At 68.4% G+C, this 12207-nt stretch carries 9 protein-coding genes; 7 read left to right on the top strand and 2 right to left on the bottom strand.

Going from position 1 to position 12207, the window contains the following annotated elements:
* Nucleotides 1-8: 8 nt before the first annotated feature.
* Nucleotides 9-2858, bottom strand: coding sequence for a phosphoenolpyruvate carboxylase (gene ppc, locus BA022_RS01860; RefSeq protein WP_088886378.1), 2850 nt, complete (start codon nt 2856-2858; stop codon nt 9-11).
* A gap of 124 nt (nt 2859-2982) precedes the next feature.
* Here ppc and hemC point away from each other — a divergent pair, with 124 nt between their 5' ends.
* The 7 genes from hemC to galU all read left to right on the top strand — a co-directional run bounded on the left by hemC (nt 2983) and on the right by galU (nt 11876).
* A complete protein-coding gene (hemC, locus tag BA022_RS01855; protein ID WP_015913774.1) occupies nt 2983-3915 on the top strand; it encodes a hydroxymethylbilane synthase in 933 nt (310 codons plus the stop codon).
* 2 nt (nt 3916-3917) lie between these two features.
* Nucleotides 3918-4736, top strand: coding sequence for a uroporphyrinogen-III synthase (locus BA022_RS01850; RefSeq protein WP_088886377.1), 819 nt, complete (start codon nt 3918-3920; stop codon nt 4734-4736).
* Nucleotides 4726-5802 carry a uroporphyrinogen-III C-methyltransferase gene (locus BA022_RS01845; protein WP_088886376.1) on the top strand — a complete coding sequence of 359 codons (1077 nt, stop codon included), beginning with the start codon at nt 4726-4728 and terminating at the stop codon, nt 5800-5802. Before BA022_RS01850 ends, BA022_RS01845 begins: the two co-directional genes overlap by 11 nt.
* A gap of 23 nt (nt 5803-5825) precedes the next feature.
* Complete coding sequence (locus tag BA022_RS01840) at nt 5826-7109, top strand: heme biosynthesis HemY N-terminal domain-containing protein (RefSeq protein ID WP_088886375.1); 1284 nt, start codon at nt 5826-5828, stop codon at nt 7107-7109.
* Nucleotides 7110-7287: 178 nt separating this feature from the next.
* Nucleotides 7288-7908 carry a VOC family protein gene (locus tag BA022_RS01835; protein WP_011806047.1) on the top strand — a complete coding sequence of 207 codons (621 nt, stop codon included), beginning with the start codon at nt 7288-7290 and terminating at the stop codon, nt 7906-7908.
* 134 nt (nt 7909-8042) lie between these two features.
* Nucleotides 8043-10910: a valine--tRNA ligase gene (locus BA022_RS01830; protein WP_088888488.1), complete on the top strand. Its 2868-nt coding sequence runs from the start codon at nt 8043-8045 to the stop codon at nt 10908-10910.
* 78 nt (nt 10911-10988) lie between these two features.
* Nucleotides 10989-11876: a UTP--glucose-1-phosphate uridylyltransferase GalU gene (gene galU / locus BA022_RS01825; protein ID WP_011806049.1), complete on the top strand. Its 888-nt coding sequence runs from the start codon at nt 10989-10991 to the stop codon at nt 11874-11876.
* 103 nt (nt 11877-11979) lie between these two features.
* Here the strand turns inward: galU and BA022_RS01820 are convergent, their stop codons facing one another.
* Entirely contained in the window at nt 11980-12207 is a 228-nt protein-coding gene (locus tag BA022_RS01820; protein ID WP_011806050.1) for a sulfurtransferase TusA family protein, read from the bottom strand.

Raw genomic sequence — 12207 nt, 5'->3', positions numbered from 1 at the left:
CCCGTACCTCAGCCCGTGTTGCGCAGCCCCGCGGCAATGCCGTTGATGGAGATGTGAATGCCAGTCTGCACGCGCTCGTCGCCCTGGCCCGCGCGCCAGCGGCGCACCAGCTCCACCTGCAGGTGGTGCAGGGGGTCGATGTAGGGGAAGCGGTGCCGTATGGAGCGCGCCAGCGCCGTGTTGGCCGCCAGGCGCTGCTTTTCCCCTGTGATGCGCGTGAGCGCGTCGGCCGTGCGCTGCCATTCGGCCTCGATCACACCGAACACCTTTTTGCGCAGGCGCGCATCGGCCACCAGCTCGCTGTAGCGCGAGGCCAGCGCCAGGTCGCTCTTGGCCAGCACCATGTCCATGTTGGACAGCAGCGTGCGAAAAAACGGCCACTGCCGGTACATCTTCTGCAACAGCGCCAGCTGGGCCTTGGGGTCCTTGCCCGGTGCATGCGTGAAGGCATCCACCGCCGCGCCGAAGCCAAACCATCCCGGCAGCGTGAGGCGGCACTGGCCCCAGCTGAAGCCCCAGGGAATGGCGCGCAGATCCTCGATCTGCTGGCTGGCCTTGCGGCTGGCCGGGCGCGAGCCGATGTTGAGCTCGGCAATCTCGCGGATCGGCGTGGAATTGAAGAAGTAATCGGTGAAGCCCGGCGTCTCGTACACCAGCGCGCGGTAAGCCTCCATGCTGGCCTGCGAGAGCTGCTCGGCCGCTTCCAGGAAAGCCTTGGTGGCGGACTTGGTGGGTTGCAGCAGCGTGGCTTCCAGCGTGGCGGCCACCAGGGTCTCCAGATTACGTCGGCCGATCTCGGGGTTGGCGTACTTGGAGGCGATCACCTCGCCCTGCTCGGTCAGGCGGATCTGCCCGCGCACGGTGCCGGGCGGCTGCGCCAGGATGGCCTGGTAGCTGGGCCCGCCGCCACGCCCCACCGTGCCGCCGCGGCCGTGGAACATGCGCAGTTGGATGGGCGCGCCCGCCTGGGCGGCGTTCATCTCGTCGAACAGCGCCACCAGCGCGATCTCGGCGCGGTACAGCTCCCAGTTGCTGGTGAAAATGCCGCCGTCCTTGTTGCTGTCGCTATAGCCGAGCATGATGTCCTGCTCGGCCCCGCTGGCGCGCACCAACTGCGCGATGCCAGGGATCGCGTAGAACTCGCGCATGATGGGCGCGGCATTGCGCAGGTCCTCGATCGTCTCGAACAGCGGCACCACGATCAGGTCCGCCCTGGCGCCCGTGTCCAGCGTGCCTTGCAACAGGCCCACCTCCTTTTGCAGCAGCAGCACCTCCAGCAGGTCGCTCACCGTCTCGGTGTGGCTGATGATGTAGTGGCGGATGGCGTCGTCGCCATAGCGCTCGCGCATCTGGCGCGCGGTCTCGAAGATGGCGACCTCGCCCGTCGTGTGCTCGGAATACGGCGCCCCCACCACGCGCAGGGGCCGTGCGTCACACAGCAGGCGCAGCAGCAGCGCGCGGCGCGCGGGCTCGGGCAGGGCCTCGTAGTCGGACTCCACCCGGGCGGTGGCCAGCAGTTCGGCCACCACGCGCTCGTGCTGGTCGGAGCTTTGGCGCAGATCCACCGTGGCCAGGTGAAAACCGAACACTTCCACTGCGCGCATCAGCGGGCGCAGGCGTTCGCCCACCAGGGCCGCACCGCGGTGCGAGCGCAGCGAAGCCTCGATCACGCGCAGATCGGCCAGGAAGTCGCCCGCGCTGGCGTACGCATTCTGTGGGGCTACGGCATGGCGTGCAGCCTCGCCGCCCGTCAAATCCCTGAGCGTGGCGGCCAGCCGCGCGTACACGCCCGTGAGTGCGCGGCGGTAGGGTTCGTCGCGGCGGTGCTCGCTGGTGTCGGGCGAGCGTGCGGCGAGCTGCAGCATCTCGGCCGAGACCTGCACCAGGTTGCTGGAGAGCGACAGCTCGCGCCCCAGGTGATGCACCTCGGTCAGGTAGTGGCGCAGCGCCACCTCGGCCTGGCGGCGCAGGGCCAGGACCAGCGTGTCGGCGCTCACGTTGGGGTTGCCGTCGCGGTCGCCACCGATCCACTGGCCCATGCGCAGGAAGCTCGCCACGGGGTGGCTGCCGCCCAGCTCGCGCTCCAGCTCGGCATAGATCTTGGGGATCTCGTGCAGGAAGGTGTATTCGTAGTACGAAAGGGCGTTCTCGATCTCGTCGGCCACGGTGAGCTTGGAGTAGCGCAGCAGCCGCGTCTGCCACAGCTGGGCCACGCGCGCGCGCAGCTGGGCCTCGTTGGCGGCCAGCTCGCGCGGGGTGAGCGTGTCCTTCGCGCTGTTGTAGAGCTGGGCGCGCGCCTGGATATCGTCGCGCTGGGTGAGCAGCAGGGCGATCTCGCGCTCCGCGTCCAGGATGCTCTTGCGCTGCACCTCGGTCGGGTGGGCCGTGAGCACCGGCGCCACATAGCTGGTGGCCAGCGTCTGCGCCACGGTGCGCGGCGCGATGCCGGCCCAGCGCAGGCGCGCCAGCGCAACCTCGATGCTGCCCTCCTGCGCGCTGCCCGCGCGCTCGTGCACGGCGCGGCGGCGGATGTGGTGGCGGTCCTCGGCCAGGTTGGCCAGGTGGCTGAAGTACGTGAAGGCGCGGATCACGCTCACCGTCTGGTCGCCCGTCAGGCCCTTGAGCAGCTTCTTCAGCGCCTTGTCGGCCTCGTGATCCGCGTCGCGCCGGAAGGCCACTGACAGCTTGCGGACCTGCTCCACCAGGTCATAGGCGGCCACGCCTTCCTGTTCGCGGATCACGTCGCCCAGGATGCGCCCCAGCAGGCGGATGTCCTGGATCAGCGGCAGGTCCTTGTCGGTCTTGCGGGCGGGCGCCGACGCCGCGGCGGCGTCGGTCTTGCGGGCGGGGGCGGTCATGCGCAAAGGTCTCCTGGCGCGCCGATGGGATGGTTGATGGAATGGCGCGGCTGTTGCAGCGCAGCATGCTAGCATTCCCCGCTGCCCCGCCGCCGTGCCTGCGGGGGCCGAGACAGACGCCGCAATGACCACTCCCTCCCCCTCGCTTCCTTCCATCGTGATCGCCACGCGCGAAAGCCAACTCGCGCTCTGGCAGGCCGAGCATGTGCAGTCCTTGCTGCGCGCGCGCGGCCATGCCGTCGCGCTGCTGGGCATGACCACGCGCGGCGACCAGATCCTGGACCGCACGCTGTCCAAGGTGGGCGGCAAGGGCCTGTTCGTGAAGGAGCTGGAAGTGGCGTTGGAGGAAGGCCGCGCCGACATCGCGGTGCATTCGCTCAAGGACGTTCCCATGGAGCTGCCCCAGGGCTTCGCCCTGGCCTGTGTGATGGAGCGCGAGGACCCGCGCGACGCCTTCGTGTCGCCCGGCTACGCATCGCTGGACGAGCTGCCCCACGGGGCGGTGGTGGGCACGTCCAGCCTGCGCCGCCAGGTGCTGCTGCAAGCGCTGCGCCCCGACCTGCAGATCGAGCCGCTGCGCGGCAACGTGCAGACGCGCTTGCGCAAGCTGGACGAGGGCCAGTACGCGGCCATCGTGCTCGCGGCCGCAGGCCTGAAGCGCCTGGGCCTGCACGAGCGCATCCGCGCCGTGTTCACGCCCGAGCAGATGCTGCCCGCCGCCGGCCAGGGCGCGTTGGGCATCGAGATCCGCGGCGACCGCCACGACCTGCGCGAGGCGCTGGCGCCGCTGGCCCATGAGCGCACCTGGCTCACGGTGACGGCCGAGCGTGCCGTGAGCCGCGCCATGGGGGGGAGCTGCTCCATGCCGCTGGCCGCGCATGGCCAGTGGGACGGCGACACGCTCTCGCTGCGCGCCGCCTGGGGCGACGTCGCGGCCCGGGTGCCGCTGGTACGCGCCGAGGGCGCGGCCCCCGTGCATACGCTGGAGCAGGCCGATGCGCTGGGACTGGCCGTCGCCGCACAGCTGCGCACTGCGGGCGCGGTGGGAGCGCTCTGACCTTGCCCGTGCAGCCGCCCCGGGCCATCGTCACGCGCCCCGCGCGCGAGGCCACGCAGTGGGCCGCCGATCTGCAGGCGCGCGGCATCGCCGCGCTGGCGCTGCCACTCATCGCCATCGGCCCGGTGACCAACCCGGCTCTGCGCAAGGAACTGCAACAGGCCCGCGCACGGATGGACCGCTACTGCGCGGTGATGTTCGTGAGCGGCAACGCGGCGCAGTATTTCTTTGAATCAAATATGCCTCTAGCGCTTTCTGAACAAGCGTTAGCAGCTATCAAAACGAGAGTATGGGCTCCCGGCCCCGGCACCGTGGCAGCACTCGTGCAGGCCGGGGTTGCGCCCGAGCGCATTGACGCTCCCGGCGCCGACGCCGCGCAGTTTGACTCCGAGGCCCTGTGGCAGGTGGTCGCGCCACAGATCGGCCCGGGCGACCGCGTGCTCATCGTGCGTGGAGCCAACGCCCCCACGGCCGAAGGCGGCAACGGGCGCGAATGGCTGGCCCGGCAGATTGCCGCTGCGGGTGGCGCGGTGGACTTCGTCGCCGCGTACGAGCGCGGCGCACCCTGCCTCGACGCCCAGCAACTGGTGCTGGCGCAAGCAGCCGCCAGCGACGGCTCGGTCTGGCTGCTGAGCAGTTCCGAGGCCATCGCCAACCTGCGTGCTGTGTTGCCCGCGCAACACTGGGGCATGGCCCGCGCCCTGACCACCCACCCGCGTATCGCACAGGCCGCACGTACGGCCGGCTTTGGCAGCGTGCACGAATGCCGTCCGGCGTTCGATGAAGTGGCAGCCTCGATAGAATCGCTTTATGAGCAATGAGTCCTCATCCGGGCTGCCCGCACCGGCGCCCGCCGCTCCCCGGCCCGCCGCGGCCCACGGCGGCCGCGCGACCCTGTTCGCGCTGAGCGCCATCGCCATTGCCGCGCTGGCCAGTTCGGTGATGCTGTGGCAGCGGCTGTCGTCCATCCAAGAGCAGTTGGCACGCCAGTCGGCCGACTCCGGCGCCCAGGCCATCGAGGCGCGCACCATGGCCCAGCAAGCGCAGGAACTGGCGCGCGAGACCTCCACGCGCCTGGCCGTGGCCGAAGCCCGCGTGAGCGAAGTCGCGCTGCAGCGCAGCCAGCTGGAAGAACTCATGCAAAGCCTCTCGCGCACGCGCGACGAGAACCTGGTGGTGGACGTGGAAGCCGCCATCCGCCTGGCGCAGCAGCAGGCCCAACTCACGGGCAGCCTGCAGCCCCTGGTGGCCGCGCTCAAGAGCGCGAGCCAGCGCGTGGAGCGCGCATCGCAGCCGCGCCTGGCGCCCGTGCTGCGCGCCATGGGCCATGACCTGGAGCGCCTGGAGCGCGCCAACGTCATCGACACTGCGGGTCTGCTCGGCCGCCTGGACGACCTGGTGCGCCAGGTGGACGAGCTGCCCCTGCTAGGCAGCGTGGCCCAAGCAGCCAACATGCGCCGCCCGGCGGGCGAGGCGACGGCGCCCGCCCCCGCCGCGAGCACCGCCAGCCAGCCCCGCTGGCAAGCCACGCTGCACCGCACCTGGGAAGGCGTGCGCGACGAGGTGCGCGGCCTGGTGCGCGTGAGCCGCATCGACCATCCCGACGCCATCCTGCTCGCCCCCGACCAGGCCTTCTTCCTGCGCGAGAACCTCAAGCTCAAGCTGCTCAATGCACGGCTGGGCCTGCTGGCGCGTCGCATGGACTCGGCGCGCGCCGACCTGGCCGGCGCCTACAGCGCGCTGGGCAAGTACTTCGATCCTGCCTCGCGCCGCACGCAGAACGCCATCGCGGCCCTGCAGCAGCTGCAGGCGCACATGAAGACCGTCGAAATGCCCGCGCTGGAGGACACCTTCGCCGCGCTGGCCACGGCCGCGGCCGGCCGTTGACCCGCCCCTAGGACACTCTGCCCATGCGCGCAGCACTCTGGTTCCTGGCCCTGTTCGGTGTGGCCGTTGCCGTCGCCCTGTTTGCGGGCAACAACCAGGGCACGGTCACGCTGTTCTGGCCGCCCTACCGCATCGACCTGTCCCTCAACATGGTGCTGATGCTGCTGTTCGGCGGCTTCACGCTGCTGTACGCAGCGCTGCGCGCCCTGGCGGCGCTGCTGGAGCTACCCATGCAGGCGCGCCGCTGGCGCCTGCTGCAAAAGGAGCGTGCCATGCACGGTGCGCTGCTGGATGCGCTGTCGCAGATGCTGGGAGGGCGCTTCCTGCGCGCCCGCAAGTCCGCGGAATCCGCGATCGCGCAGGAGCGCGCCCTCGAAGACGCCAAGGAAGCCCTGCCCCATGGCCGTCGGCTGCGCACGCTGGCCCACATGGTGGCCGCGGAAAGCTCGCATGCGCTGCAGGACCGTGCCACGCGGGAAGCACACTTGCAGCAAGCGCTGGACAACATTCCCGATCGTGCGGGCGCCATCGAGCAGGAATTGCGCGAGGGCGCGCAGCTGCGCGCTGCACGCTGGTCGCTGGACGAGCGCGACGCCACCACCGCGCTGGAGCGCCTTTCCGTCCTGCCGGCCGGCACGGCGCGCCGCACGCTGGCACTGCGCGCCAAACTCAAGGCATCGCGCCTGTCGCACCAGACCGAGCAGGCGCTGGAAACCGCCCGTCTGCTGGGCAAGCACCACGCCTTTTCGCCGGCCGCCGCCGAGAGCATCGTGCGCGGCCTGGCAATGGAACTGATCAACGGCGCCTACGACCCGGCCCAACTGCAGCGCATCTGGCTGGGGCTGGAGCCCCATGAGCGCGCCATGCCCGAGATTGCCGTGCATGCGGCGCAGCGCCTGGGCCAGTTGGGCGGCGATGCGATGCAGGTGCGCGCATGGCTTCTGCCGGTGTGGGAACGCATGACGGACCCCGCTCAGCCCCCGCTGCCCGATGCCCAGGTGCTCAAGCTGGTGCGCGCGCTCGAGGGCAGCCTGCAGGCGCTGGATGCCAACTGGCTGGCGCGCATCGAGTCCGCCCAGCAGGCGGCTCCGCGCAACGCGCGTCTGCAATACCTGTCGGCCAAGGCCTGCCTGCAGCGCAACCTGTGGGGCAAGGCCCAGCAACTCTTCACCCAGGCCGCTCAGCAGCTTCCCGATGCGTCGCTGCGCGCCAGCGCTTGGCGCCATCTTGCCGAGCTGGCCGAGCAGCGCGGCGACGCAGAGGCCGCCGCGGATGCCTGGAAGAAAGCCGCCCAGGCGAACGCCTGAGCACCACTCCCTCTTTCCCGTTTGAGGCCACCGGCCGCCTTTGCCGCGGCGGCTGCGCCATGCCTGCTGGACAGCGGTTCTTCAAATTCACTTAACGCAAATCAATTACGAATAGTAGAATTTCAGGCACTTCTTCATACCAGCATGCGCCCTGGCGCCCTATCCCGGAGACAACGCCATGACTGCTCCCCACGACACCCTCCCGCCCCCCGCCGCCATCCAGCAGCTGCACCACTACGCCTACAAGGCGCGCGACGCGGAGGAGACGCGCCACTTCTACGAGGACATCCTGGGCCTGCCGCTGTACCACATCATCCAGAGCGACTACGTGCCCAGCACGGGCGAGTACTGCCCCTACACCCACTTCTTCTTCCGGCTGCAGGACGGCTCGTTCATCGCGTTCTTCGACCTGGGCGACGACGTGAAGCCCGAGCCCTCGCCCAACACCCCCCCGTGGGTCAACCACATCGCCTTCCGCGTGAACACCGTGCAAGAGCTGGAGGACACCAAAACCCGTCTGCAGGCACACGGTGTGCAGGTGCTCGGAGTGACCGACCACCACATCTTCAAGAGCATCTACTTCTTCGACCCCAACGGCATCCGGCTGGAGCTGTCGGCCCAACTGGCCGACACCGCGCAGATGCAGCGCGAAAGCACCACCGCCCACGCCCGGCTGGCCGAGTGGACGGCGCGCAAGGAGCAATGGCGCAAGGAACGCGCCGGCGGCCATGCCAGCGCGCCACTCAAACCCCAGACCAACGACCGCCCCGAATTCGTGCCCACCACAGGGTCTGAGTAAAAATCGCCTCCAGCGCTTATCCAGCAAGCGCAAGCAGCTATCAGTATGGAAGCATGGCGGTAACCGAATAAAATGCCCCCATCCTCCGAATCACTGCCCAGGCGGCATCCCACGGGATGCCGTTTTTCATTGCCATGAGCGACACGATCGAACAACCCGGCCTGAACAGCCTCTCCAAGTCCTTTGAGCCCGCCGCCCTGGAGGCCCACTGGGGCCCCGAATGGGAAAAGCGCGGCTACGGCGTGGCAGGCTACCGCGGCACGGGCGCGGCGCAGGCCGGGCAGCCGGCATTCGCCATCCAGTTGCCTCCGCCCAACGTGACGGGCACGCTGCACATGGGCCATGCGTTCAACCAGACCATCATGGACAGCCTGACGCGCTACCACCGCATGTTGGGGCACAACACCGTCTGGGTGCCGGGCACCGACCACGCGGGCATTGCCACACAAATCGTCGTCGAGCGCCAGCTGCAAGAGCAAGGCGTGAGCCGCCATGACCTGGGCCGCCCCGACTTCGTGAAGAAGGTGTGGGAGTGGAAGGAAAAGAGCGGCAACACCATCACCACCCAGATGCGCCGCCTGGGCGACAGCGTGGACTGGAGCCGCGAGTACTTCACCATGGACGACAAGCTCTCCAAGGTGGTGACCGACACCTTCGTGAAGCTCTACCAGCAGGGCCTGATCTACCGCGGCAAGCGCCTGGTGAACTGGGACCCCAAACTGCAGTCCGCCGTGTCGGACCTGGAAGTGGAGAACGAGGAAAAAGACGGCTCGCTGTGGCACATCGCTTACCCGCTGGCCGACGGCAGCGGCCAGCTGGTGGTGGCCACCACCCGCCCCGAGACCATGCTGGGCGACGTGGCCGTGATGGTCCACCCCGAGGATGAGCGCTACGCGCACCTGATCGGCAAGATGGTCAAGCTGCCGCTGTGCGACCGCGAGATCCCGGTGATTGCCGACGCCTACGTGGACAAGGAGTTCGGCACCGGCGTGGTCAAGGTCACGCCCGCGCACGACAACAACGACTACCAGGTGGGCCAGCGCCACAAGCTGCCCATGATTTGCGTGCTCACCCTGCAGGCCACGGTGAACGAGAACGCCCCCGCCAAGTACCAGGGCATGGACCGCTTCGTGGCGCGCAAGGCCATCGTGGCCGACCTGGAGGCCCAGGGCCTGCTGGTCGAGTCCAAGAAGCACAAGCTGATGGTGCCCATTTGCACCCGCACAGGCCAGGTGATCGAGCCCATGCTGACCGACCAGTGGTTCGTGGCCATGAACAAGGTGGCCCAAGAAGGCACGGGCGACGCCACCGGCAAGAGCATCGCGCAAAAGGCCATCGACGCCGTGGCCAGCGGCCAGGTGCAGTTCGTGCCCGAGAACTGGGTCAACACCTACAACCAGTGGATGAACAACATCCAGGACTGGTGCATCAGCCGCCAGCTGTGGTGGGGCCACCAGATCCCCGCCTGGTACGACGAGGACGGCAATGTGTACGTGGCCCGCAACGAACAAGAGGCCCAGGCCCAGGCCCCCGGCAAGACGCTGACCCGCGATGCGGACGTGCTCGACACCTGGTACTCCAGCGCCCTGGTGCCCTTCAGCACCATGGGCTGGCCGCACCAGACCAACGCTGCCACCGACGACTACAACCTGTACCTGCCCAGCAGCGTGCTGGTCACGGGCTACGACATCATCTTCTTCTGGGTCGCCCGGATGATCATGATGACCACGCACTTCACCGGGCGCGTGCCGTTCAAGCATGTCTACATCCACGGCCTGGTGCTGGACGCGCAGGGCAAGAAGATGAGCAAGTCCGAGGGCAACGTGCTCGACCCGGTGGACCTGATCGACGGCATTGCGCTGGAGCCGCTGCTGGACAAACGCACCCAGGGCCTGCGCCGCCCCGAGACCGCGCCCAAGGTGCGCCAGAACACGCAAAAGGAATTCCCCGAGGGCATTCCCGCCTATGGCGCCGACGCGCTGCGCTTCACCTTCGCCGCGCTGGCGTCGCTGGGCCGCAGCATCAACTTCGACAGCAAGCGCTGCGAGGGCTACCGCAACTTCTGCAACAAGCTGTGGAACGCCAGCCGCTTCGTGCTGATGAACTGCGAGGGCTACGACTGCGGCATGGACACCGCGCAGGGCTGCACTGAAAGCTACCTGCGCTTCAGCCAGGCCGACCGCTGGATCGTCTCGCAGCTGCAACAGGTAGAGGCCGAAGTGGCCAAGGGCTTCGCCGAGTTCCGCTTGGACAACGTGGCCAACACCCTCTACGACTTCGTCTGGAACGAGTTCTGCGACTGGTACCTGGAAATCGCCAAGGTGCAGATCCAGACTGGCAACGAAGCGCAGCAGCGCGCCACGCGCCGCACGCTGATCCGTGTGCTGGAGGCCATCCTGCGCCTGGCGCACCCCGTCATCCCCTTTGTCACCGAAGCGCTGTGGCAGGTAGTGGCCCCGCTCGCGGGCCTGAAGGGCGACTCCATTGCCATCGCCGCCTATCCGCAGTCCCAGCCCGAGAAAATCGACGAGGGCTCCATCGCCTACGTGGCGCGCATCAAGCAGGTGGTGGACGCCTGCCGCACGCTGCGCGGCGAGATGGGCGTGTCGCCCGCACAGCGCCTGCCGCTGCTGGTGGCGGGCGACGCGGACTTCATGCGCGACATCGCCCCGGTGCTGCAGAACCTGGCCAAGCTCAGCGAGGTGAAGGTGTTCGACGACGAGGCCGCCTGGGCCCAGGCCGCGCAAAGCGCGCCCGTGGCCGTGGTGGGCGACGCCCGCCTGGCGCTGTTCGTGGAGATCGACGTCGCTGCTGAAAAGGCCCGCCTGTCCAAGGAGGCCGCGCGCCTGTCCGGCGAAATCGCCAAGGCCAACGGCAAACTGGGCAACGAGGCTTTCGTGGCCAAGGCCCCGCCGGCCGTGATCGAGCAGGAAAAGAAGCGCGTGGCCGACTTCGGGGCCACGCTGGCGCGCATCCAGGAGCAGCTCGCGCGCCTGGGCTAAGATCAGCCCGATCACCGGACAAGGGCGCTGCAGGCGCCCTTGTTTTTACCCGGCACCCTTTTTCATGAGGCACCCGACTTGAACGCACCCACCCGTGTCCGCAAGGCCGTCTTTCCCGTCGCGGGGCTTGGCACCCGCTTCCTGCCCGCCACCAAGGCATCGCCCAAGGAGATGCTGCCGGTGGTGGACAAGCCCCTGATCCAGTACGCCGTCGAGGAGGCCTACGAGGCCGGCATCCGCGACATGGTGTTCGTCACCGGCCGCAGCAAGCGCGCGATCGAGGACCATTTCGATACCGCGTACGAGCTGGAGAACGAGCTGGAGAACGCCGGCAAGCGCGAGATGCTCGCGCTGGTGCGCAGCATCGCGCCCGACGACATGAACTGCCTGTTTGTGCGCCAGCCACGCTCGCTGGGCCTGGGCCATGCCGTGCTGTGCGCCGAGCCCCTGGTGGGCAACGAGCCCTTTGCCGTCATCCTGGCCGACGACCTGATGACCGGCGAGCCCGGCGGCCCCGGCGTGATGGCGCAAATGACGGCCGCTTTCGCCAAGCAGGGGCGCTCGCTGCTGGCCGTGCAGGAAGTCCCGCTGGAGCACACCAAGCGCTACGGCATCGTCAAGGGCGAGAGCGCCGGCGGCGCGCTGATCCGCGTCGACGAGATCGTGGAGAAGCCCGCACCCGAAAAGGCACCGTCGCGCATGGGCGTGGCCGGCCGCTATGTGCTCACGCCGCGCATCTTCGAAGAGATCCGCAACCAGCCGCAGGGCGTGGGCGGCGAGATCCAACTCACCGATGCGATCGCGCGCCTGATGCAGCACGAGACGGTGTATGCCTACCAGTACGCCGGCAAACGGTACGACTGCGGCAGCAAGGAAGGCTTTTTGGAGGCCACGGTCGAACTGGCACTGCAGCACCCGCAGGTGGGCCCACAGTTCCGCGAATACCTTCAATCCCTGGCGCTGTAACGCACCGCCGGAGCGGTACCCCTGCCTCCCGCCCGGATTCCTATTTTGATAGCTACCAGCGCTTGCCCAACAAGCGCTGGACGGCTATTTAGTCCTTAATCATTCAGCGACGGCGCAGCACGTGGATGAATTCTTCGCCCACGGTCTGTTGCTCAACCAGTTCGTTGCCGGTCTGCCGGGCAAACGCCTGGAAGTCGCGCAGCGAGCCGCTGTCGGTCGCCACCACCTTGAGCAGCTGGCCGCTGGCCATGTCGGCCAAGGCCTTCTTGGCCTTGAGGATGGGCAGGGGGCAGTTCAGGCCCCGGGTGTCGATTTCCTTGTGGATGTCCAT

It is taken from the genome of Diaphorobacter nitroreducens (assembly GCF_002214645.1).
In the GTDB taxonomy this organism is placed as follows: Bacteria; Pseudomonadota; Gammaproteobacteria; order Burkholderiales; family Burkholderiaceae_C; genus Diaphorobacter; species Diaphorobacter nitroreducens.
The sequence above is the reverse complement of the archived record's forward strand: the minus strand, read 5'-3'. Positions and strand labels throughout refer to the sequence as shown.